We start from the raw sequence: 23474 nt of genomic DNA, 5'->3' as shown, positions 1-23474 counted from the left end.
CTAGCGGTCGACCGGCGCGGGTGTCAGTCGGTGCCAGCCTGGCAGTCTCTGCCACTTTCCGGTAGCGTCGCCGTGTGATCGACCCGGACCACCACAGCGATGAGAGAACGACAGTGACCGAGAACGCCGCCCTCCCGGGCACCGACAACAGAACCGACACCGGCACGGATCGCAGCGCCGTCTTGCTCATCGGGGTCCTGCTGGTCGCGGCCTTCGTGGTGATCCTGAACGAGACGATCCTGAGCGTCGCGTTGCCCACCCTGATGGCCGACCTCGAGATCACCGCCGCCACCGCGCAATGGCTCACCAGCGGGTTCCTGCTGACGATGGCGATCGTCATCCCGATCACCGGCTACCTGATGCAGCGATTCACCCTGCGTTCGATCTACATCGCGGCGATGACGTTGTTCACGATCGGCACCCTCGCCGCCGCCCTCGCGCCGGGCTTCGAACTCCTGATCGTCGCCCGCGTGGTGCAGGCGTCCGGCACCGCGCTCATGGTCCCGCTGCTGATGACGACGATCCTGAACGTCGTCCCGGAGCAGAATCGTGGCCGCACGATGGGACTGGTCTCCATCGTCATCGCCGTCGCGCCGGCCGTCGGTCCGACGGTGTCCGGCCTGATCCTGCAGTCCCTCAGCTGGCGAGCCATGTTCTGGATCGTGCTGCCCATCGCGATCGGTGCGCTGATCCTCGGCGGGGTGTTCGTCCGCAACGTCACCGAACGTCGGCCCGCGCAGCTCGACCTCATCTCGGTCCCGTTGTCGGCTCTCGGCTTCGGCGGTGTCGTCTACGGTCTCAGCAGCATCGGGGAGTCGGCGGGTGGGCACGCCCCGATCCCACCGTGGGTGCCACTCGTCATCGGCGCCGTCGCGCTCGCGTTGTTCGTCGTGCGACAGCTCAAACTCGCCGACCGCGGCTTGGCACTGCTCGACCTGCGGACCTTCGCGATCGCACCGTTCCGCTTGGCCGTCGTGCTGATGGCCGGGTTCATGCTGACGCTCTTCGGCGCACTCATCCTGCTTCCCCTTTTCCTACAGAACGTGATGGGCAAGGACGTCCTGACCAGCGGCCTCGTGCTCCTGCCCGGTGGCCTGGTGATGGGTCTGCTGGCGCCCTTCGTCGGTGCATTGTTCGACAAGGTCGGTGCACGACCATTGGTGCTACCGGGCACTGTGGCCGTCAGTGCCGGCACGTGGCTGCTCACCACGCTCGACGCCGGGTCGTCGTTGGGCATGGTGATCGCGGCTCACGTGATCCTCAGTGCTGGTATCGCTTTCGGTCTGACGCCGCTCATGACCTCGGCGCTGGGATCGCTGAGTCCCGAGCTGTACTCGCACGGCAGCGCGACCGTCAGCACCATCCAGCAGGTCGCGGGAGCGGCAGGCACCGCGCTGTTCATCACGCTGATGTCCCGGGGTACACAGTCGGCCATCGACGACGGGGTGAACCCGCTGCAGGCGGGGGCCGATGGCATTCATCTGGCCTTCGTCGTCGCGGCCTGCCTGTCACTTGTGCTCATCGCAGCGGCCGCGCTCGTCCGTGGCCGAACGGGTGCACCGACGGCCCGGGCCGCCGAGTCGGCCTAGCCGCTCGACCGTCGCTCCGGCCGGCTCATCGGGTCCGGTAATCCAGCAGACCGGACCAGAACTCGTCGGGGATCTCGTCGCCGGCGCGCAGCACCTGCGCAAGGCCGGCGGCCATGAAGACGCCGAGCAGACCGAGCCATAGCCCGGACACCGAGATCGCCACCCAGGCGATCACGACGGCGGCAGGCCACGGGTCGAGGATCAACAAGACCGGCGCGAAGAAGAAGCCCGCCCCGATGAACCACGAGGACAGGGCGCGATCGCACCGCATGACCGCGGTCAGCCACCGCGGACTCGAGCCCGTGGGCGCGAGGAGAGCAGCGGGCCTTCTGCCGACGGTCGGTCGGTCGGTCATCAGACACCTCCTCTGCGGATCGTCGTGATCCCAGTGTCGGCGTCAGACGTCGTGACAGCCACTACCTCTCAGGTAGTCGCCGCACCCGGGCCGATGTCGTGTGCGAATGCCACCGCATCGTCGGGTCAGGCCGTCGTCCGGTGCTCTTCGTTCGGGTGTGCGTGTGGAAAGCCGATGGATCGCAATCGATTCAGTGCATGGGTACGGGCCCGGTGCTGGTTGCCCGGCGGCGGCACGTAGACACCCGCCCAGATCCCGGTCAGGTGAGTCGGATCGTCCAGGGCGAGGCGGGCGCAGCGCGAACGGATCGGACAGCGGACGCACCCGTCGACAGCGTGCCGATTGGCCAGGCTCCGGGCACCGGCGGCCTGCTCCGGGAACCAGGCGTCCGGGTTCGAGGTACACGTGGGTTGCATGTCAGGCACTCCGCCGACATCGCGCGCACCTCGTGCACGACCCGTCGTGCTGGTTGCGCCGGCAACCGTCACCCACTGACGCCGATGGCCCATCGATCCCTCCGATCAAACTGAGACGTATGTTGTCAGAGTCTGGTCGAAGGTGCAACACCGATCGCGAATCACGTTGCCGCGCTGTCGCGGTCGTGCCGAGCAGGCCCGCGGAGTCGAGTCATGAGACGGCGCCCGGCTGGGTTCTCAACCGGGCGCCTGGGCCGGGTCGCTCGCATGCGGCGGAACCGGCTTGCCGACCGCGGTACCCGACCGACCAGGGGCCGAAACGGCGAGCACCTGCGGGTCGATGTCTGCGTGCCCGACCGCTCACCCTGCCCGGGACGGGCCGGTTCCGTAGCACGCCATTACAGCGCCGTCACGAATACGAAACACGACCCTTGTTTCATAACAGGGGACAAAGTCCACTACGGGGAGTCGTGCCGATGGGGCGCGGACCCCGGATGTCGCCGACGTACCGCCGCCCGCGAGTACGCCCAGATCGAACCTGTGAAGGAGCATCGTGACCATCGAGAGTGCCAAGGCCCTGGAGTTCCGCGTGACCAGCGGCGGATACGAGGATCTGCCGAAGATGCCCGAGGCGGAGTACCCGGGCACCGAGGGCTTCATCGGAGACGTCTACGAGAACCCGGACGGAAGCCCCATGTGCAGCGGGTACTTCGAGCTGCGCCACACCGACGAACCGCTGTACTACGAATACGAATACGACGAGATGAAGGTCGTGCTCGAAGGCGAGTTCCTCCTGGAGAACAAGGAGACCGGGCAGAAGACCGTGGCCAAGGCCAAGGACGCGATCTTCTTCCCGAAGGGATCCAAGATCTACTTCAGCACCCCCGACTACGCGCTCGCCTTCTACACCGGGTTGCGCGACGCCACCCTCCTCTGAGTCGCTGCCATGTCGCAGATCGACTTCTCCAGCGTGCCGACGTGGGCACGTCCCGGCGTACCGATCGAGGCGACGACGCCCGCACCGACCGGCAACTCGTACGTGCTGGTCGGTGTCGGGGATGTCGCCGAAACCCTGGCTCGCTGGGAGTCATCACTACCTCCGCGTGCCACCACGCGTATCCACGGGGACACCGACTCGGTCGGCGCCCAGCTCGGCAGCACACTCGCCGAAGCCGTTGTCGGCGTGCGAGTCTGGATAGTGGCGGAGCCGGGATCGGCACTGACACTGCGCGCAGTCGCACTCGGTGCCGGACTCGAGGACGACGAGATCGCCGTCGTACCGGTGACTTCCGCGCCGCAGAGCGTCGTGGAGATCTTCTGCGCACACTGCCGATCGGTCACCCGCGCGGCTGCGGACGTCGATGACATCGTCGGGTGCGTCGGATGCCGTCGCGACCTGCTCGTGTACCACCACGTCTCGCGTCGAACCGGACAGTATCTGGGTTTCATGGCCGACGCCGAGACCGCCCAGCCGGCCTGTCCGGGAACCGGACCAGGCGAGGTACCCACCCTCATGGAGGACCCCTCATGAACACCGGAGTGGCCGAGATGAGCACCCCCGAGTCCGTCGTGCGTCCCGGAGCCGGCGCGACGACGCTGGAACTCGTCGTCACGGCTGTCGACGCCCCCGCCCGAGACATCCGCACGATCACCTTCGCCAGCCCCGGCGGCAACGTGCTGCCCGGTTACATCCCGGGCAGTCACGTCGTCGTGCACGCGGGTGCCTTCACCAACGCCTACAGCCTGACCGGCGACGGCGCGCATCCGTTGCACTACTCGATCTCGGTGCTCCGACTCGATGACGGCAAGGGCGGATCACGTTGGCTGCATGACGAACTCGAGGTCGGTGCAACGGTGTCGGTGGGGTTGCCGCGCAGCGCGTTCGCTCCGGTCGTCCGGGCGCGTAAACATCTCCTGATCGCCGGGGGGATCGGGATCACGCCAATGGTGTCCCACCTTCGGTCGGCGGCTCGCTGGCGCCGGGATGTGCAACTGCTGTATGTCTTCCGTGATTCGGCGGCCGCCCACCTCGACGAGGTCACCGCACTCGCCGGACCCCGCGCCGAACTGTTCACCGACCGGCACTCCTTCGCCGATCGCCTCGCACAAGCCCTGCGTACCCAGCCGATCGGTACCCACCTGTACGTGTGCGGTCCGTCGGCGATGATCGACGCGGTCACCGCTGCGGCGGTGGACGCCGGTTGGCCGGAATCGCGGATTCATCTCGAGCGGTTCGGGATCGACGCTCTCGACGCCGGCGACCCCTTCCGTGTGGAGCTGACCGCTTCCGGGCGGACGGTCGATGTACCGGCGGGGACGAGCATGCTCGAGGCTCTCGAGAACGAGGGCATCGTCGTGCCGAATCTCTGTCGGCAAGGCGTGTGCGGTGAGTGCCGCATTCCGCTCGCCGGCGGTATCCCGGTCCACCGCGATCTCTACCTCAGCCCCGAGGAGAAGGACGCGGGCAACGCCATCATGCCGTGCGTCTCGCGCGCTTCGGCCGCCAGCACCCTGGAGGTTCCCCTGTGACAGACACTCTCGACCCGGGCGGAGCGACGACGACGGTCGCGCCAGATCTCCTCGCGGGCTTCCCGTTCCCGTTCCCCGAGGACCGCTATCGCTACAGCACGAATGTCGAACCGGCCCGGACCCCGGTGACCACGGCGGCCGGCGAGTGGGGGACGTCGGTTGTCGACATCGACTCGGAGTACCGCACCGAGATCGATCAGCGCGCGGTGATCCTGGCCGCCGATCCCACCCGCCATGCTGTGTTGCCGCATATGGTCCCGGCCGCGTGGGACGCGATGTTGACCGTCATGGGTGAGCTCGCCGCGACCTGTCCCGGGTTCCGGCTCGCGTCGACCGGACCCGACACCTGGTTGTGGCACAACGAAATTCTCGGGATCGAGCAACACTTCCGATACGGTGACCCGGCGTCACTTCCCGAGGAACCGTTGCGCTACATCAGCTCTCAGGTCCAGGAGGACATCGCCCTTCTGGATCAGCGCAATGGGCAACTCCACGTCGATGCCGGGGTCGTCACCTTCGCCGCCGATTGGAGTTTCGGGTTCGACGTCGGGATGAGCTTCCTCGAGATCCACGGACCGGTGCCGCGCATCCACCCCGAAGGCGTCATCACCCGTGCGCACGAGTTCCTCAAGCGCCTCCAACCTCATCAGCCGTATCGACGAACCAACTGGACGTTGACGATCGACCGCAGGCTCGACATCTCGACCGAGATCTATCACAAGTGGGGACCGGACCGGGAGGTCATCCAACAGGTCCCCGACGACGAGTTCGGCAGGCGGGTACACCTCCGCGTCGAAGTGCAACACCTCATCCGGCTGCCGGATTCGGGTGCGGTGATGTTCCTCATCCGGACGTACATGCTTCCGCTCGAGCAACTCGCCACCGTCGAGGTCTGGCGCCGACGCACCGCGGAGGTGTTGGCCGAATTGCCCGGTGACATGGCCGATTACAAGGGCATCATCAAGTTCCGGGATCGTGCGGCGCAGTGGCTGCGCGCGGCCGCACCGGCGACGCAGGAGACCACCGGGGCCGGCATGCCGCGGTGGCCCGCCTCGCCCCCGGCCGTCGACACCACCGGGGCGGCGTTCCTCGTGGTGGCGATCGGCGACGATCCGGCAGCCGCGCACGTGTCACGGAACTGGGTGGCGGCCGCCGAGGCAGCCGGAGGGACGCGGTTGGTGGTCCTGGACTCACTAGGCGACGCGGTCGACAGATCGGCGTTGCAGTCTGCTCTGGACGAGTGCCGCACCGGTACCCGAGTCCTGGTCACCGGCGGGCAGTACGACGTCATGACGGTACTCGCCATGGCGCGTAACGCGGGGGCGGTGGCGGCCGAACTGTCGTGCTATGTCACGCACACCCGCGACCTACCGCTCTACTGCGCGCATTGCCGCGAGACCTTTCGCGCCGAGGCCGTTGTCGGCGGCGTCGTCGCGTGCCCCGGTTGCGCTCGGGATCTCGAGGTGCACGAACACCATTCACCGGTGATGGGCAGCTTCCTGGCCTCTGCGGTCGGCGGCGACGAATGACCGCGGTCGCCGTAGGGCAGTACCCGGCCCACCTTCATCCGGCCTATGCCACCGGTCCGCGACCGATGCGTGTCATGTCCTTGCGACAACTCACCGACGAGGTCACGCATTTCCGGTTCGGCCCCGTCGACGACGCCCACGCGGTCCTGACCGCGTACCAGCCGGGCAGCCATCTCATCATCTCGGCCGGCGGACAGCGGAATGCCTACTCGCTCGTCGACGACGGGATGTACCCGACCAGCTACGGCATCTCGGTGTTGCGACGTGGTGCGGGCGGTGGTTCGGATTGGTTGCACGACAACCTCGTCGTCGATGCCGTCATCGAGATCGAGGGTCCGCGTTCGATGTTCCCGCCGGTGCTCGATCAGCGCGGCGCATTGCTGATCGCGGGCGGAATCGGGGTCACTCCGGTGCTGTCGCACGCCCGTGCCCTCGCTCGGGACGGGCGTCGGGCCGACATCGTCTACTCCTATCGGCGTGGATGCGGTGCGCACACCGAGGACCTGCGGGCGCTCGCCATGCAACCCTCCGTGACGCTGCAGGAGGTGTCCGGGGCCGCGGCCACCATGCGGGTGATCGCTGAGCGATTGCGGGCGCAGCCGCTCGGAACGCACGCCTATGCCTGTGGTCCCACGTCACTCCTGGAGGCGTACACGCGGCTCGCGGAGGACGCCGGATGGCCCAGCGCGCGAGTACATCTCGAACGTTTCACCGCCCCCGAACAGGATCCCGGCGATCCCTTCACCGTGACGGTGGCGTCTTCGGGCCTCCGCATCGACGTGCCACCGGGTGTGTCGCTGCTGCAGCGGTTGCTCGACAACGGCGTCCCGGTGCCGAGTCTGTGCCGCCAAGGCGTGTGCGGCGAATGCCGAATCCCGGTGCGAAGCGGCCGAATCGAGCACCGCGACTTCGTACTGACCGACGACGAGAAGACCGTGGGCGACGCCATGCTGTGTTGTGTCTCGCGCGGTCAGGACATCGAGGTGGACCTGTGAGCATCGAATCGTTCCCGACCCGTCGGGTCGACCACCTGGCGAACCTGCCGTGGCCGTTTCCGGACGAAATGGAGGAGTTCTCCTACAGCGTGAACGTCGAACCGGCACGCATCCCGCGTCCGACCCGGGCCGGCGAATGGGGCAGGCACCTCGTCGATCTCGGCGGCGCCGAGTATCCGGAGATCATGGCCGAGCGACGGCGGATCCTCGACGCCGATCCGACACGCGTCCGTGTGCGCCCGGGGATGGAACTGGCCTCCTGGGATCTGCTGTTGTACTACCTGCGCGATCTCGGTCACGCCTACCCCGCGGCGATGGAGCTCACCGAACACGCTGACGGTCGATTCCGTTGGTGCAACCGGCTTCTGGGTACGGATCAGGAGTTCGTCCTGGGTGATCCGGCCACCCTTCCCTACGGCCCCATGGAATTCCTGGCGCGTGAGGTACCCGACGACCTGCTGCTCGTCACCGAACGCGACGGGCACCTGTACTTCGACGCCGGCGTGGTCACCTTCGCCGCCGCGTGGTCGGTGTCCTTCGACGTCGGGATGGACATGTACGAGATCCACGCGCCCGTTCCCCGCATGCTCCGCGAAGGCATCGTCGCCCGCGCCGAACAGTTCCTGCGGAGGCTACCCGCAGACCAGGTGTACCGCAGGGTGAACTGGACGCTGTCGGCGTCGGACTCCCACAAACTCGACGTCAGCCTCGAGGAGCTGCCGGAGTGGGCGGCCGACGTCGCGGGCATGATCGCCGACGGCGATTTCGGTCGCGCGCGACTGCGCATCGAGCTGGAACACTTCGTCCGGTTGCCGATGTCGGGTGCGGTGACGTTCAATATCCGGACATTCATGGCCTCGCTCGAGGACGTGAAGCGCATACCCGAGTGGGCCGGTCAATTGGCGACCGTCATCGAGACGCTCGGCGAGGACATCGCCGCCTACAAGGGTTTTCTCGACTATCGCGACAACGTCGTCGCATACCTCCGCGGTCAAAGTCGCCCGTGAGCCCTGGTCCCGTAACACCCGACTTCTCGTAGAGTCCCAGAACCGAAAGATCGCTCATGGAACCCATACTCGCCGCCAATGCCGACCTGGCATGGATGCTGGCGGCCTTCGTCTTCGTCCTGCTGATGTTCCCGGGCCTGGCCTTCTTCTACGGAGGCATGGTCGGATCGAAGAACGTCCTCAACATCATGACGATGGTCATGTCCACCCTGGCGATCACGGCGGTCCTGTACGTCGTGATCGGGCACGGCCTGGTGTCCGGTCCGTCGGTGGGCGGGTGGGGCCTCATCGGCAACCCGACCGACTACATCGGCCTGACCAACTGGCTCACCGACGACGCTTCCGGCGCCACCCAGACGCTCTACTTCGCAGCCTGGTTCATCCTGTTCGCGGCCATCACGATCGCGATCGTCGCCAGCGGCGCGGCGGGCCGGATGAAGTTCTCGGCGTGGCTGGTCTTCGCGCCGATCTGGCTCATCGTGGTGTACTTCCCGGTCGCCCACTGGGTCTTCGCGGCCGACGTCGACGACAACTACAGCGGCGGTTTCCTGCTGAACGATCTCGAGATCGTCGACTACGCAGGCGGCACCGCCGTCCACATGAATGCCGGTGTCGCGGCCCTTGCCCTCGCGGTGGTGCTCGGTGCGCGCAAGCGGCGGATGGAGCGCCCGCACAACGTGCCGATGACGATCATGGGCGGCGGCATCCTGTTCTTCGGCTGGTTCGGGTTCAACGGCAGTTGCGCGCTCGGCGCCAACTTCCTCGCGCAGGCCGTCATCCTGAACACACTGCTGGCCGGTTCGGCGGGCATGATCGGGTTCGCGATCATCGAGAAGTGGCGCGAGGGGCACGTCACCTCGCTCGGCATGATCACCGGCACCGTCGCGGGCCTCGTCGGGATCACCCCCGCGGCCAGCAGCATGGCACCGCTCGGTGCGCTGCTCGTGGGCATCTTCGCCGCGGCGGTCGTGGCGTTCCTGCTGAGCTTCAAGAGCAAGCTCAAGATCGACGAGACGCTGGATGCCTTCGCCGTGCACGGCATCGGCGGGATCGTCGGAACCATCTGCATCGTGCTCTTCGCCACCGAGGCCGCGCCGGCCGGTGTCCAGGGGATCTTGTTCGGCGGGCCGGTCGACATCGTCTGGCGTGAGCTCGCCGGCATCGTCATCACCTGCACGTACTCGTTCGTGATGACCTGGCTGATCGCCAAGGGACTCGACAAGCTCATCGGCATGCGCGTCGACGAGGAGACCGAGATGGTCGGCCTCGACACCGCGGTCCACGCGGAGACGGCGTACGAGATCCCCGCCGCCTCGGTCGGTCACGCCGGCGGACTCGCGACCATGTCGCCGGCCCGCGCCGCGGACAAGGTGGAGGAGGCGATGCCGCCATCGGCTCCGACCTCGGCGCCGCCGGCCGGGGTCTGATCCGTACCGGTCATCGGTTCGGCGACTGCTCGGGGGTTCACCGTTCGACGGTGGGCCCCCGAGCGCTGTGCGTCCGAGGACGTGGAAAACGTTGCCGGACAGATTGACACCCACCGCTCACGGAGTCGAAACAGGGACGAAACATCTACCGGGTCTACTAATAGTAGACAGTGGTTCACGCGAGTGGACATGCGAAACGAAAGCCCTTAGAGTCGACCCCGGAGCACATGATGACAACCACCGAGACGACGACCGGCGAACTCGCCGATCTCTGCGCGACGCACGGCACCAAGTTCATCCTCGCGATGTTCGTCGACCTCCGCGGCAAACCCTGCGCCAAACTGGTGCCGGTGGAAGCGGTAGACGAATTGGCCACCGAGGGCGTCGGTTTCGCCGGATATGCGGTCGGCGCGATCGGCCAGGAGCCGAAGGATCCCGATCTCATCGCGATCCCCGATGTCCGCTCCTTCCTGCCCATCCCGTTCATCAAGGAGGGGCTCGCGGTCGTTCAGTGCGATCCCCATGTCGAGGGCAAGCCGTGGCCGTTCGCGCCCCGGAACATCCTCAAGGCGCTCATCGCGCAGACCGCGGACGCGGGTTTCGAGCCGTGGGTCGGCGCCGAGGTCGAGTACTTCCTCCTGAAACGGGCCGCCGACGGCTCGCTGGTGACCGCCGACGCCGCCGATGACTCCGACCAGCCGTGCTACGACGTCCGCGGTCTCACCCGGATGTACGACCACCTCACCACCGTGTCCACCGCGATGAACCAACTCGGGTGGAGCAACTACGCCAACGACCACGAGGACGGGAACGGCCAGTTCGAGCAGAACTTCGCCTACTCCGACGCGCTCACGACCGCCGACCGCGTCGTCACGCTCCGGTACCTGCTCTCCGCCCTGGCTGCGGAGAAGGGCATGATCGCCACCTTCATGCCGAAACCCTTCGCGGAGCGCACCGGCTCGGGTCTGCACTTCCACCTGTCCCTCACGCAGGCAGGCGACCCGGTTTTCCCGCAGGTCACCGACGACGAGCGAGGACTGGGGCTGTCGGAGACGGCGTACGGGTTCATCGGTGGGATTCTGGAACACGCACCCGCGCTCCAAGCCGTCATCGCACCGACGGTCAACTCCTACAAGCGAACCGGTGCGACGGCGACGCGCTCGGGTGCGTCCTGGGCTCCGCGGCGGGCCACCTATGGCGGCAACGATCGGACCCACTACATCCGGGTGCCCGACGAGCAGCGCGTGGAGCTCCGTGGCGGTGACGGGTCGGCGAATCCGTACCTGGCCGTCGCCGCGCTGCTCGGTGCGGGACTCGACGGCATCAAGCGGAGTCTGGACCCGGGCGCCGTCGGCAACTGCCCCGGCCACATCGCCGAACTCCCGCTCACCCTCCTGCACGCGGTGGAGGCGCTGGAGGCCGACGGGGTCGTCGCCGGCACGCTCGACGCCGCGCTTCCCGAGGACTGGCCCGAGGACGAGCAGCGGGTCTCGGCATACTTCGCCGGACTCAAACGCGACGAGTTCTTCGACTGGCACGCGGCGGTCACGCCGTGGGAGGTCGACAAGTACCTGACGGCGTTCTGACCGTCCTTCCCCCAGAACACAAGACCTCTCAACGAGATTCATCGATCGACGTAAGGAACTGATCATGTGCGGAATCGTCGGGCTGCACCTGCGCAACCCTGACCTTCACCCCCGGTTGGGCGAGATGCTCGCCGGGATGCTCGGCGAGATGCAAGACCGTGGCGCGGATTCGGCGGGTATCGCCGTCTACGGCAACCCCACGTGGGCACCGTCCGGACACGGCTGCATCTCCCTCCTCGAACTCGACGTTCTTCCCGACGAGGTGTCCACGACGCTGAGCGCGGCCCTCGGGGTGCCGGTCGCGGCACAGACGATCGACGTGACGCTGGTGGCCTCCGCCCCGGCGCCGGCCGACGAGCTGCTGGCCGCCGCCCGGGCCGCATACCCGCAGGCCCTGGTGGCCGGTTTCGGGTCGGACCTGACCGTCCTCAAGGGCGTCGGCGCACCCCGTGACCTGACCGAATCCTGGGGCCTGGCCGCGGCGTCGGGATGGCAGGGCGTCGGGCACACCCGGATGGCGACCGAATCGGCGGTCACCTCCTCGGGCGCACATCCGTTTGCGGTCGGCCCCGAACAGTGCCTGGTCCACAACGGTTCGTTTGCGAATCACGCGACCATCCGGCGTGAACTGCGCGCTGCCGGAGTGGAATTCGACAGTGAGAACGACACGGAGGTCGGGGCGCGCTTCGTCGCACACCAGCTTGCGGCGGGCAAGGACGTGGAAACAGCACTGAAAGAGGTCTGCGCGAACTTCGACGGTTTCTACACGTTGCTGGTGTCGAATCGCGATTCGTTCGCGGTGGTGCGCGACGCCATCGCATGCAAACCGGCCGTGATCGCCGAGACCGACGACTGGGTGGCCATGGCGAGTGAGTACCGCGCACTGGCCAAACTGCCCGGCGTGGAGAACGCCCGCATCTGGGAGCCCGAGCCGGAGGTCGTCTACGCATGGACTCGATGACCGCCGAGTTTCCCTCCACCCCTACCGTTCCCGCCTCGAACGACACGGCGAAAGCTGAGACGATGAACCCCAATCACACCTTCGACCTCGCCGAAACCCCGTTGCGCGAGATCAACTCGATGCTGCACGGGGACATCTCCGGCGAGATCGTCATCGACAACCCGGCCGGAGCCCACAGCGTCGCCGCGGGAGTCAACCTGCCGGTGAAGATCACGATCAACGGCCACGTCGGCTACTACGCCGCGGGCATGAACCAGCAGGCCGAGGTCACGATCAACGGCAACGCCGGCACCGGCGTCGCCGAGAACATGATGAGCGGCAGTGTGATCGTGAAGGGCAACGCCTCGCAGTCGGCCGGCGCCACCGCGCACGGTGGACTCCTCGTCGTCGAGGGCGATGCCGCGGCACGCTGCGGCATCTCGATGAAGGGCGTCGACATCGTCGTCGGCGGAAACGTCGGGCACAACAGCGCTTTCATGGCTCAGGCGGGCCGCTTGGTCGTCCGCGGCGACGCCGGCGACGGTCTCGGCGACTCGATCTACGAGACCCGCATCTACGTGCGCGGCGAGGTCGCCTCGCTGGGTGCCGATTGCATCGCCAAACCGATGCGCGCCGAGCACCTCGAGGAACTGGCCGGGTTGCTCAAGGCCGCCGGTTTCGGCGACGACGACCCCCGCGACTACACCCGCTACGGCTCCGCCCGCGAGCTCTACCACTTCAAGGTCGACAACACCTCCGCGTACTGACCCTCCTCCGCTCCCTGAGGAGCGCCCGGAGCTTGCGGAGGCGCAACCTCTGCTCCCTGAGGTGCGAGGAGCGATAGCGCGGCCGACCACCTGCTCCCTGAGGTGCGAGGAGCGTTAGCGACGAGCCACGAAGGGCCGCAACGCCGCACGACCACACGACGAAAGAGAACTACCGATGACCAACAACCTGAGCATCGAACAGCGCGGCCTGCGTGAGTCGGCCACGTTCGACCGCACCACCATCGCCGCGATCCAGCGCGCGGCCGAGACCGGCATCTACGACATCCGTGGCTGGGGCGCCAAGCGCAAGCTGCCGCACTTCGACGATCTGCTGTTCCTCGGCGCATCGATGTCCCGGTACCCCCTCGAGGGTTATCGCGAGCGCTGCGACACCGACGTCGTCCTCGGCTCGCGAAATGCGAAGTACCCGTTGCATCTCTCCACCCCGGTGACGATCGCCGGGATGAGCTTCGGCGCGCTGTCGGCCGGGGCGAAGGAAGCGCTGGGGCGCGGCGCCTCGGAGGTCGGTACCTCCACCACCACCGGTGACGGCGGGATGACGCCCGAAGAGCGGGGTCAGTCCAAACACCTCGTCTACCAATATCTCCCGTCGCGATACGGGATGAACCCCGACGACCTGCGCAAGGCCGACGCGATCGAGATCGTGCTCGGCCAGGGTGCCAAACCGGGCGGCGGGGGAATGCTGCTGGGACAGAAGATCTCCGAGCGTGTGGCGGGCATGCGTACCCTGCCGCAGGGAATCGACCAGCGCAGCGCGTGCCGTCACCCCGACTGGACCGGACCGGACGACCTGGCGATCAAGATCAACGAGTTGCGCGAGATCACCGACTGGGAGAAGCCGATCTATGTGAAGGTCGGCGCCACCCGCACGTATTACGACGTGAAACTCGCGGTGCATTCCGGCGCCGACGTCGTCGTGGTCGACGGGATGCAGGGCGGAACTGCGGCGACCCAGGACGTCTTCATCGAGCACGTCGGCATCCCGACCCTCGCCGCCATCCCGCAGGCGGTGCAGGCCCTGCAGGAGTTGGGTGTTCACCGAGAGGTCCAACTCATCGTGTCGGGCGGAATCCGCAACGGCGCCGATGTCGCCAAGGCGATGGCCCTCGGTGCCGACGCCGTCGCCATCGGCACCGCAGCGCTGATCGCGTTGGGCGACAACGATCCCCGATACGCCGCGGAGTACGAGGCGCTGGGATCGGCCGCCGGTTTCTACGACGACTTCCAGGACGGGCGCGATCCCGCGGGCATCAGCACGCAGGACCCGGAACTCTCGGCGCGTTTCGACCCAGTCCTCGGCGGAAAGCGCCTGGCGAACTTCTTGCGCGTGATGACGATGGAGGCCCAGACGATCGCCCGTGCGTGCGGCAAAGCGCACCTGCAGCATCTGGAGCCCGAAGATCTCGTCGCCATCTCGATCGAGGCGTCGGCGATGGCCCGCGTTCCGCTCGCCGGGACGAGTTGGATTCCGGGGGCGGGCCTGTGAGCACCGAGACCGCCTCGGTCGTCATCGTCGGTGGCGGCCTCGAGGGCGTGGCGGCCGCCTGGGCCTTGGGACAACGCGGCATCACCGATGTGATCGTCTGCGAGCGGGACACCGTCGGCGGCGGGATGACGGGCAAGTCTTCGGGAATCGTGCGGTGCCACTACGGCGTCGGTTCGCTGGCGGCGATGGCCGCGGTCGGACTCGAGGTCTTCGAGAAGGCGGAGGAGATCTTCGGCTCCGACATCGGATTCCGTCAGACCGGATATGTCGTCGGCGTCGGCGAGCCGAATGTCGAGAACATGCGCAAGAGCCTCGCGGCGCAACGTGCGGTCGGCGTGCAGACCGAGGAGATCGACGCCGCCGATGTCGCCGCGATGTGGCCCACCGCCGACCTCGAACCCTTCGCGGCCTTCGGTTGGGAAGAGCGCGGCGGCTACGGGGACGCGTATCAGACCGCGCAGGCCTTCGCGGCCTCGGCGCGGGCAACAGGAATCCGAATTCGTCAGGGCACCAACGTCACCGGCCTGATCGTCGACGCCGACCGGGTGACGGGAGTCCGACTCGCGGACGGTTCGACGATCTCCGCGGACACCGTGGTCGTCGCCACCGGTGTCTGGTCCAAACCGTTCCTCGCGCCCTACGGGGTCGACATCCCGATCGAGGTGCACCGCGAACAGATCGTGATGATTCACCCCGGTGAGGACCTCGGCGAGGTGCCGGTCTTCTCCGACCTGGTGTCGCTGCAGTACGTCCGACCGGACGTCCGCGGCGAGATTCTGTTCGGCAACAGCGATCTCGCGGCGCTCGACATAGCGAATCCCGACGACTACCGGAACCGCGCGGACTCGGACTTCATCGACCTCACCGTCGACAAGGTCGGCACCCGGTTCCCCGGGTTCACCGATCCGGCGATCACCACGAGCTACGCCGGGTGTTACGACGTCACACCCGACTGGAATCCGATCATCTCCAGCGGACCACTGGACGGGCTCGTCCTGGCGGCCGGGTTCAGCGGCCATGGGTTCAAGATCTCGCCGGCGGTCGGCCGGTTGATCGCCGACCTCGTCGTCGACGGACGCAGCGCGGACCCGCGTATTCCGGAGTCGGACTTCCGGTTCACGCGGTTCGCCGAAGGCGACCTGCTGACGACGCGCTTCCCGTATGTGGGAGCCGGCGAGATGCGCTGACCGGGACGCCGGATGATCCGAGGCCGTGGCCGTCGACAGGGGTGGAATCGTGTGTCAACTGTCAGGAAACGTTGTTTCTCACTATGCTGGCGGCGTGACGGACGACCCATTGATCCGGAATCAGTCCGGCACCGCGCGAGAGAGACCTGTCGACCAGTCGGTCGAGGAGCTGGAGCTCGAGACGGCGATCGCGCACAACGTGCGTCGCCTGCGACGTCAGCAGGGACTGTCGGTGGGAGACATGGCCACTCGCGTCGGCATCTCCAAGGCGATGCTGTCGAAGATCGAGAACGCCCAGACCTCGTGCAGTCTCAGCACGCTCGCCCGCCTGGCCAACGGCTTCGACGTGTCGGTCACCTCGCTGTTCCGCGGCGCCGAGATGGAGCGGTCGGCGGTGTTCGTCAAGGCGGGCGAGGGCTCGGAGATCGTGCGCGAGGGGTCCCGGGAGGGTCACGAGTACGAGCTGCTCGGGTCGCTGCGCGGTGAGCACAAACGCCTGGAATGTCTCCTCGTCACCTTGACGGAGAAGTCGGTGACCCAGCCGTTGTTCCAGCATGCGGGAACCGAGTTCCTGTACGTCCTCGAGGGCGTGATGGACTACGCCCACAGTCGCTCGGTGTACCGGATGCATCCAGGCGACTCGCTACAGATCGACGGCGAGGGCGCGCATGGACCCGTCGAACTCGTCGAGCTGCCGGTGCGCTTCCTGTCGGTGATCGCGTTCCCGGATTCGGCCGTGTGACAGCCCCATTCAGGTTCGCGACCGGCTGAGGTCGAAGTCGTAGCGCGAGGTCGGCACCACGTCGAGGTGGCGGTCCGCGCCGAAGCGGGACACGCTCTCGAGCATCAGGGTCATCCGGCGCTCGAGTTCCAGCTGATCACCGCCGCTTCCGTAGAACGCGTGGATGTCGCTGACCGCCGCCATCGGGAACAGTTCCTCGACGATGGCCGCGACCGGCGGGATGTCCTCGGTCAACGGTCGTTCGACGATGTTCTGGACGTAACCGAACGTGGCCTGGGTGTCGATGGCGACCTGGGTGTGATCGTCCAACCAGCGGCGCAACCACTCGGCGTGGTCGAGTTCGTCGGGTCGCCGCAGGAACGCGACGTTGGACAGGGCGTCGATCCGCGTCCCGTCCGCGGGCAGGTCCGGATTGAGCGGCGCCCGCGCGGTGACCGCCCAGGCAGCGATCGGACCGTCGAGTTCGTCATCGACGACGGCAAGGACCGGGTCGGGGTCGGGCGCCCAGAAGGACAGCACCGCGACGATGGGCGGGTCGAGTTCGTCGATGCGCATGGCCCCGGAGACCGCGTCGTCGCTGAGGTTGACCTGCACGCGCGTTGCCCCGCTGCCATACAGCGCTCGACGAGATCGTCGGCGTCGGTGCGGCTCGGCCCGCCGCCCCGGATGGCGACGATCACCTTGGAACTCGTCATCCCGCGGACGGTACCGGTCGTTCCGCGCGCCGGTCGCCGATTCGCAGATCCATCCGCGCTTTTGCTCCCTGAGCTGTGGGGAGCGCAAGCGACAGCCCCCTGCTCCCTGAGCTGTGAGGAGCACAAGCGACAGCCCCCTGCTCCCTGAGCTGTGAGGAGCGCAAGCGACAGCCCCCTGCTCCCTGAGCTGTGAGGAGCGCAAGCGACAGCCCCCTGCTCCCTAATCCGAAGAGTTAGGTGAGGTGGCTGCTCAGGCCGCTCCGTGGGGTGTGATGGTGACGTCGTATCCGAGTTTGTGTAGGTCGTAGATGGCGCGGTTCTTGGTGCGTTCGGGGTGGCGTTGCTGGTGGTAGTCGGGGCCGGGTTCGTCGTAGACGACGTTGTCGGTGAGCATGATCCAGACCACGGTGAGCAGGGTGTGCTCGAGGGCGACGATCGCTTTGGGTTTGCCGCGAGAGCGGACCAGGCGCCGGTACTTGGCGTTGAGGAACGTGCCTTTGTGGCTGGCGATCGATAACGCTGTAGCCCCGAGAGCACCTTTGAGGTGACGGTTACCGGGGCGGGTTTTGACGTTCTTGACCCGTCCGGCGGATTGGTGCTGGCCGGGGCAGACCCCCGCCCACGAGGCCAAATGGCCTGGTGTGGGGAACTGGGCCATCTGGCCGCCGGTCTCGGCGATGATCACATCGGCGGTGGCGGTGGAGATACCCGGGATCGTGCAGATCAGGTCCCGCTTGGCCTGAAACGGCGCCATCACCTTCTCGATGCGCTCGGTCAACGCGTCGATCCGGGCGGTGTGTTCGGTGATGAAATCCAGATGCAACTCGACCAGGAACGCGTGGTGGTCGGTGAAGCGGCCCTGCAACGCCTGGGTCAACGCGGGGATTTTGCGGCGGAGTTGTTTCACCGACAACTCCGCCAACACGGCGGGATCGCGTTCACCCTTGACCAGCGACTGCAACATGAATCGCGACGAGACCCCGTTGATATCGGAGACCACCACCGACAGTTTGATGCCGGCGTCTTCGAGGACTTTCTCCAACCGTTGGATCTCGCGGCCGCGTTCGCGGGTGATCGCGGTGCGGGTGCGGGTCAGATCGCGTAACCGTCGGATCGGTTCGGGCGGCACGAATGAGGCACGCAACAGCCCGTGGGCGGCCAGCTGCGCCAGCCACGCCGCATCCGACACATCGGTTTTGCGGCCCGGGAGGTTCTTGGCGTCGTGGGCGTTGACCAGCATCACCTCGAACGGGGCGTCTTCGAGGAGGTAGTAGAACGGTTTCCAGTAGTCGCCGGTGGCTTCCATGACCACACACGTCACTTGCTCGGCGATCAGATGGTCCCGCAGCCGCAGAATGTCGCCGCTCATCGACGACCAGGTCGTGGTGTTCTGCACGGTCTTTCGGCCCGGACTAGCCAGGCGGACACAGACTTTCACATCCTTTTTGGAGACATCCATCCCGGCGCATCGGGGATGCAGCACTTCCATCTCGGTCTCCTTTCGAGTCCTCGGAAAGTGGGCTGCGGACGGGGCGAACAAAGTGCAGGAGTCTAATCCGCGTGCTCGTAGCAACAATCCACGATTCCCGTGGCAGGCCCCGCGCCTCACACTGAGGTACTGGCTCTTCGGCACAAGGGAGGAATTCAAGGTCACCGCATCCCACCCCTCCACTATCAACCCCCCACGCGCCGGTGACCAGCACGAACTCTTCGACCCCCACGACGGCCGCCAGGCCGCAGATACTGAGGTGCGAGGAGCGATAGCGACGAGCCACGAAGGGCCTGGTGAGACACGTTGCGTGGCCCTTCGTGGCTCGCTTCGCTCGCACCTCAGGGAGCATAGAATTCGGGCGCCCGGGAGTGTTCGCTCGGTGGTCCACGACGGCCGTCCGGCCGCTCCTCAGGGAGCGGAGGCGTCGCGCTCGTCGCACCTCGGGGAGCGGGAGGGGGCCGTGCTCCTTGCGCCTGTGCTCAGGGAGCGTGAAGCCGCGTGTGCGCGAACCTCAGAACTCCTCGGCGCCGATGAGAGCGGCATCGTCGGCGACCTTGTGGTCGTGGGCGACCTTGGCCAGCGATACCGCGCCGAGGGCGACGACGCAGTATCCGGTGGCGAACCACCACGGTGTCGCCTCCGAACCGGTCCACTTCGCGAGGTACGCGACGAGCACGGCCGCGATCGCGGCGCCCATCCAGCGGAGGAAGCTGAACCCGGCACTCGAGACCGACCGGGGGGTGTCGCCGCCGACGGCCGACATCGCGACGTCGGTGAAGAGGGTGTTGAGCACGCCCGAGGGGAAGCCGGAGAGGATGACGGCCAGGCCGATCAGCCAGATCTGTCCGGTGAACGTGCCGATCCCGGCCAGCACCATGACAAGTCCGTATGTCGAGATGGCAACCATGACACCGGCCTTCTCACCGACGACCCGAGCGAGCAGCGGCGCGACGAAGACTCCGGCGACCGCCGTGAGCAGACCCCAGCCGAAGAAGACGAGTCCGGCGTAGATGGGTCGCAGGCCCATCGCGATCGGCGCCCAGGCGATCACGGTGAACAGCGCGCCCGTGTAGAAGGCGGAACCGACGGACGTGACGAACAGGGTGCGGTTGCGCAGGACCTTGATCGGGTCGACGATCCGGACCCGTACTCGTTCGGACCGCGGTCCGTCGGCGGGAAGCATGAACGCGCACAGGATGGCTCCGGCCAGCATCAGCAGGGCGGTACCGGCAAACGGTGCGCGCCAGGTCCATTCACCGAGCGTCGCACCCAGGAGCGGTCCGACGGCCAGTCCGATGCCCAGGGCGGCCTCGTACATCATGATGGCGCTGTTGCGGTTGCCGACCGCCGATTGGACGATGAAAGCCAGTGCGGTGGCGAGGAACAGTGCGTTGCCGAGACCCCAGATCACCCGGTAGGCGATGAGCTGGTCGATGTTGTCGGCGAAGGCCGAGACGCCGGCTGCGACGACGATGAGTCCCAGCCCGACGGTGAGTGTGCGTCGCGGCCCGAAACGGTATGCGGCCCAACCGGTCAGCAGCATCGCGACGCACTGGACGCCGACGTAGACACCGAACAGGAGCGTGAGCTTCTCCGGTGGGGCGTTCAGCGCTTCGGCGATGCTGTGCAGGATCGGATCGACGAGGCCGATGCCCATGAAGGCGATGACGGCGGCGAAGGCGGTGATCCACACCGCGCGCGGTTGGGCACGCAGGGAGGCGAGCATCGACGGTTCGGTTGCGGTGGTGTCGCGCGCAACCGCGGCGGTGTCGCCCGGGGTGTGTTCGATGACGGTCATGAATTCCTCTGCCAGATCAGGCGGACGGCCGGCGGTGTCGAACCGCGACCGGGCCGCTCACGCACTCGCCGGGCGGGCGGGGTGCGATATCGGGTGATTGTCGAGCTGGTCGCGCAGGGCCTGCAGGGCCGGCCCGGCCGCGGCAATGGCTTCGCGCTGCTGATCGTCGAGTGCGGCGAGCGCACCGGTCAGGATGACGTCCCGCTCCTCGCGGATCTGTCGCACGAGGGTGCGCCCGTGGTCGGTGAGGCCGACGAGCACGGCTCGGCGGTCGTCTGGATCAGGTCTGCGTTCGACCAGGTCGTGCTTGGTGAGTCCGTCGATCACCGAAGTCGCTGTCGGCATGCGGATGGATTCGCGGGTGGCGAATTCACCCATCCGCATCGGCCCGTGATCGGCGAGGACGCTCAGGGCGGACGTCTGCGCCGCGGTCAGCTCGACCGACGGTGCGCGACGGCGAAGGGCCAGGTAGAGCCTGGTGATCGTCGGCCGCAGGGTCTGGGCGAGCTGGGCGGGGTCGGAAGGGGACACGTTTAGAGAGTCTAATACTTAGGAATTCGAAGTATTAGGGCGGGAGGCTGTGACGCTGCGCACGCATCTGCGACTCGACTCGTTCAGACGGTCAGTGGTGCCCCACGACTCCGAAGAAGGCGATCAGGTCCTCGCGGGCGGTCGCGACGCCGTCGGGCCGGCCGTCGATCTCGCTGAGCAGTCCGCGCTGGAAGATGCCGTCGAGCGCGATGTAGGCGACCGCCGGTGTCACCGCGGGCTGCGTCCCCGACAACTCGCAGAATCTCTCCACCACACGCCAGATCATCTCTTCGCGCCGGCGCTCGATCTCGATGACGTCCGCGCGAAAGGAGTCGTCGAACATGCTCTGGTTGCGCAGGTCGTACCAGAGCCGATGAATGGCTGCCTCGGAGTGCATGCCTGCGAAGAAGGTGTCGGCGAACTCGTCGCGCAACTGGTCCGCGGTCACCGCCTGGGCCACCACCTCGTCGTAGCGGGTGACGCAGACGGCCTCGTACTGCCGGACCGCGTGGGCGATGAGGTCGAGCTTGTCGGTGAAGTAGTAGTGCAACACCCCGTGCGAGTACTCGGAGTTCTGCGCGATCTCGCGCAGGCTCGTCCGCGCGTACCCCAGTTCGGCCAGCGTCGTCAGAGTCGCCATGGCCAGCTCGTCGCGCTTGGCCTGGAACTTGTCTCGTGCGCGGGCCTCGATGCGGGCCTGTCGGTCGACGACATGTGTCATCTCGCGGTCCTTGCCGGAGGATTCCCTTGCTCGGGGAGTGATGGAGTTCGAGACCCGAGTGTACCCACCCGGCCGAGTTCGACGCTTGTCGGCGCCGGCCGGGCGGGCACCGGGTGAGGCCTCGATCCGGTCAGCTGAATGCCCCCCGGACCTCGGTCTTCAGGATCTTGCCGACCTTGGACCGCGGCAGCTCGGTCCAGATCTCGATCTCCTTCGGCGCCTTGACGCTGCCGATCCGTTCCTTGACGAAGGCGATGAGCTCCTCGGTGTCGACGTCGTGCCCCGCACGCAGTTCGACGGCGGCCGTCACGCGTTCGCCCCATTTGGGATCGGGCAGCCCGATGACGGCCGAGTCCTTCACCGCCGGATGGGCCAGCAACGCCTGTTCCACCTCGGCCGAGTACACGTTGAACCCGCCGGTGATGATCATGTCCTTGGCGCGGTCGACGACGAAGAGGTAGCCGTCGTCGTCGAGGTAGCCGATGTCGCCGGTGTGATGCCAGCCGTACGCGCTCACTTCGGCCGTGGCCGTGGGGTTCTCGTGATAACCGTCCATCACGAGCGGTCCCCGGACAACGATCTCCCCGCGCTCGCCACGACTCAGCAGCGACCCGTCCTCGGCCATGATCGCGACCGTGGTCAGCGGTGTCGGCCGACCGGCCGATCCGAACCGCTCGGTGGCCATCGACCCATCGCCATGGAAGTGCTCGGCGGGCGCGAGGGTGGCGATCATGTTCGGCGCCTCCGTCTGCCCGAACAACTGGCCGAGCACCGGTCCGATACGCGTCAGTGCTTCTTCCAGCCGCGTGGGCGACATCGGTGCCGCGCCGTACCACAGACATCGCAGCGAGCTCAGATCCCGACGGTCGAGGTCGGGATGGTCGAGCACCCCGTAGATCACCGTCGGCGGGAGGAAGGCGTGCGTGATGCGATGCCGCTCGATCAGCGCCAGGAACTCCCCGATGTCCGGTGCCGCCATGATCACGACCTCACCGCCGAGGCTGAGGATGGGGAAAGTCAGCACCCCCGCCGAGTGGGTCAGCGGGGCGAGCGCCAGATACCGGGGGCGCTCACCGAACGGGTAGCTCATCAACGCCAGTGCCGTCGAGGTCATCATGTTGTCCTCGGTGAGCCGCACCCCCTTCGGTCGGCCGGTCGTCCCGCCGGTACCGGCGAGCATGCACAGACCGCCATCTGGTCGTCGGCGTTCGTCCGGTTCGGCCCGATGTTCGTCGAGCCAGCCGTCGAACGGCGTCGCCCAGTCGACGTCGCCGTCCAGACAGATCAACCGGTCCAATTGCGGGAGCTGATCTTTGATCTTCTCGATCAGGCCGGCGAACTTCGCCTGGAAGAACAGCAGCCGGCACCCGAAGAGATCGAACAGCTGTCGGTTCTCCTCGGCCTCGTTGCGCGGATTGACCGGGCACCACACGGCACCCGCACGCGAGATGCCGAAGACGCACGTCAGGGCCAGCGAATCGTTGGCCGAGAGGACGGCGACCCGGTCACCGGCCTCGATCCCGTTGTGCTGCAACGCACCCGCGATGGCAGTGGACCGATCCTGGACCTCGCCGTAGGTCGAGGTGACCCCGCCGGCGGTGAGGCACGGCGCGTCGCGCCCCAGCGAGGCGCCCTTGTCGAGGTACTCTGAGAGTCGCATG

Annotated in this window: 22 protein-coding genes; 14 read left to right on the top strand and 8 right to left on the bottom strand. The window is 67.0% G+C overall.

The annotated features are described in order from the left end of the window. Positions 1 to 113 precede the first annotated feature (113 nt). Positions 114 to 1589: an MDR family MFS transporter gene (locus AC3B5T_RS06580; protein ID WP_058252948.1), complete on the top strand. Its 1476-nt coding sequence runs from the start codon at positions 114 to 116 to the stop codon at positions 1587 to 1589. A 25-nt stretch (positions 1590 to 1614) separates the two neighbouring features. Here AC3B5T_RS06580 and AC3B5T_RS06575 read toward each other — a convergent pair whose 3' ends face one another. Together AC3B5T_RS06575 and AC3B5T_RS06570 are read right to left on the bottom strand one after the other, a co-directional pair. Further along, complete coding sequence (locus AC3B5T_RS06575; protein ID WP_058252947.1) at positions 1615 to 1944, bottom strand: hypothetical protein; 330 nt, start codon at positions 1942 to 1944, stop codon at positions 1615 to 1617. A gap of 125 nt (positions 1945 to 2069) precedes the next feature. Next, positions 2070 to 2360, bottom strand: coding sequence for a WhiB family transcriptional regulator (locus AC3B5T_RS06570; protein ID WP_058252946.1), 291 nt, complete (start codon positions 2358 to 2360; stop codon positions 2070 to 2072). 553 nt (positions 2361 to 2913) lie between these two features. Between AC3B5T_RS06570 and AC3B5T_RS06565 the strand changes: the two genes are divergently transcribed. The 13 genes from AC3B5T_RS06565 (at position 2914) to AC3B5T_RS06505 (ending at position 16576) form a co-directional block, all read left to right on the top strand. Continuing rightward, the gene (locus tag AC3B5T_RS06565) at positions 2914 to 3297 is read left to right on the top strand and encodes a cupin domain-containing protein (RefSeq protein WP_058252945.1); all 384 of its coding nucleotides are present in this window, start codon (positions 2914 to 2916) and stop codon (positions 3295 to 3297) included. 9 nt (positions 3298 to 3306) lie between these two features. Next, entirely contained in the window at positions 3307 to 3891 is a 585-nt protein-coding gene (locus tag AC3B5T_RS06560) for a dimethylamine monooxygenase subunit DmmA family protein (protein WP_488358447.1), read from the top strand. Continuing rightward, positions 3888 to 4889: a PDR/VanB family oxidoreductase gene (locus tag AC3B5T_RS06555; protein WP_488358446.1), complete on the top strand. Its 1002-nt coding sequence runs from the start codon at positions 3888 to 3890 to the stop codon at positions 4887 to 4889. The genes AC3B5T_RS06560 and AC3B5T_RS06555 overlap by 4 nt, the downstream gene beginning before the upstream one ends. Continuing rightward, the gene (locus tag AC3B5T_RS06550; protein ID WP_488358445.1) at positions 4886 to 6418 is read left to right on the top strand and encodes a heme-dependent oxidative N-demethylase subunit alpha family protein; all 1533 of its coding nucleotides are present in this window, start codon (positions 4886 to 4888) and stop codon (positions 6416 to 6418) included. The genes AC3B5T_RS06555 and AC3B5T_RS06550 overlap by 4 nt, the downstream gene beginning before the upstream one ends. After that, on the top strand, positions 6415 to 7413 hold the full coding sequence (locus AC3B5T_RS06545; RefSeq protein ID WP_165629344.1) for a PDR/VanB family oxidoreductase: 999 nt from the start codon (positions 6415 to 6417) through the stop codon (positions 7411 to 7413). The genes AC3B5T_RS06550 and AC3B5T_RS06545 overlap by 4 nt, the downstream gene beginning before the upstream one ends. Next, on the top strand, positions 7410 to 8420 hold the full coding sequence (locus tag AC3B5T_RS06540) for a heme-dependent oxidative N-demethylase family protein (RefSeq protein ID WP_165629345.1): 1011 nt from the start codon (positions 7410 to 7412) through the stop codon (positions 8418 to 8420). Before AC3B5T_RS06545 ends, AC3B5T_RS06540 begins: the two co-directional genes overlap by 4 nt. A 56-nt stretch (positions 8421 to 8476) precedes the next feature. Next, entirely contained in the window at positions 8477 to 9847 is a 1371-nt protein-coding gene (locus AC3B5T_RS06535; RefSeq protein WP_165629346.1) for an ammonium transporter, read from the top strand. 227 nt (positions 9848 to 10074) lie between these two features. Next, positions 10075 to 11433, top strand: coding sequence for a type III glutamate--ammonia ligase (gene glnT / locus AC3B5T_RS06530; RefSeq protein WP_374193966.1), 1359 nt, complete (start codon positions 10075 to 10077; stop codon positions 11431 to 11433). 64 nt (positions 11434 to 11497) lie between these two features. After that, the gene (locus AC3B5T_RS06525) at positions 11498 to 12394 is read left to right on the top strand and encodes a class II glutamine amidotransferase domain-containing protein (RefSeq protein WP_159371723.1); all 897 of its coding nucleotides are present in this window, start codon (positions 11498 to 11500) and stop codon (positions 12392 to 12394) included. Continuing rightward, positions 12382 to 13140, top strand: a complete 759-nt coding sequence (locus tag AC3B5T_RS06520; protein ID WP_159371722.1) for a GltB/FmdC/FwdC-like GXGXG domain-containing protein — start codon at positions 12382 to 12384, stop codon at positions 13138 to 13140. Before AC3B5T_RS06525 ends, AC3B5T_RS06520 begins: the two co-directional genes overlap by 13 nt. A 175-nt stretch (positions 13141 to 13315) precedes the next feature. Beyond that, entirely contained in the window at positions 13316 to 14647 is a 1332-nt protein-coding gene (locus AC3B5T_RS06515; RefSeq protein ID WP_159371721.1) for an FMN-binding glutamate synthase family protein, read from the top strand. Continuing rightward, positions 14644 to 15834, top strand: a complete 1191-nt coding sequence (locus tag AC3B5T_RS06510; protein WP_159371720.1) for an NAD(P)/FAD-dependent oxidoreductase — start codon at positions 14644 to 14646, stop codon at positions 15832 to 15834. The genes AC3B5T_RS06515 and AC3B5T_RS06510 overlap by 4 nt, the downstream gene beginning before the upstream one ends. 94 nt (positions 15835 to 15928) lie before the next feature. After that, positions 15929 to 16576 carry a helix-turn-helix domain-containing protein gene (locus tag AC3B5T_RS06505; protein WP_374193967.1) on the top strand — a complete coding sequence of 216 codons (648 nt, stop codon included), beginning with the start codon at positions 15929 to 15931 and terminating at the stop codon, positions 16574 to 16576. Between the two features lie 9 nt (positions 16577 to 16585). Here the strand turns inward: AC3B5T_RS06505 and AC3B5T_RS06500 are convergent, their stop codons facing one another. The 6 genes from AC3B5T_RS06500 to AC3B5T_RS06475 form a co-directional block, all read right to left on the bottom strand. Further along, positions 16586 to 17170: a hypothetical protein gene (locus AC3B5T_RS06500; RefSeq protein ID WP_488358444.1), complete on the bottom strand. Its 585-nt coding sequence runs from the start codon at positions 17168 to 17170 to the stop codon at positions 16586 to 16588. A gap of 351 nt (positions 17171 to 17521) precedes the next feature. Beyond that, entirely contained in the window at positions 17522 to 18760 is a 1239-nt protein-coding gene (locus AC3B5T_RS06495; protein ID WP_159371717.1) for an IS110 family RNA-guided transposase, read from the bottom strand. A 514-nt stretch (positions 18761 to 19274) separates the two neighbouring features. Next, positions 19275 to 20561, bottom strand: a complete 1287-nt coding sequence (locus AC3B5T_RS06490; protein WP_277242373.1) for an MFS transporter — start codon at positions 20559 to 20561, stop codon at positions 19275 to 19277. 57 nt (positions 20562 to 20618) lie between these two features. After that, the gene (locus tag AC3B5T_RS06485) at positions 20619 to 21092 is read right to left on the bottom strand and encodes a MarR family winged helix-turn-helix transcriptional regulator (RefSeq protein ID WP_277242374.1); all 474 of its coding nucleotides are present in this window, start codon (positions 21090 to 21092) and stop codon (positions 20619 to 20621) included. Between the two features lie 91 nt (positions 21093 to 21183). Continuing rightward, positions 21184 to 21813, bottom strand: a complete 630-nt coding sequence (locus AC3B5T_RS06480) for a TetR/AcrR family transcriptional regulator (RefSeq protein WP_277242375.1) — start codon at positions 21811 to 21813, stop codon at positions 21184 to 21186. A 130-nt stretch (positions 21814 to 21943) separates the two neighbouring features. Further along, a complete protein-coding gene (locus AC3B5T_RS06475) occupies positions 21944 to 23473 on the bottom strand; it encodes an acyl-CoA synthetase (RefSeq protein WP_277242376.1) in 1530 nt (509 codons plus the stop codon). Between the last annotated feature and the right edge of the window lies 1 nt (position 23474).

The sequence above is a fragment of the Gordonia sp. G4 genome, assembly GCF_057770005.1.
The sequence above is the reverse complement of the archived record's forward strand: the minus strand, read 5'-3'. Positions and strand labels throughout refer to the sequence as shown.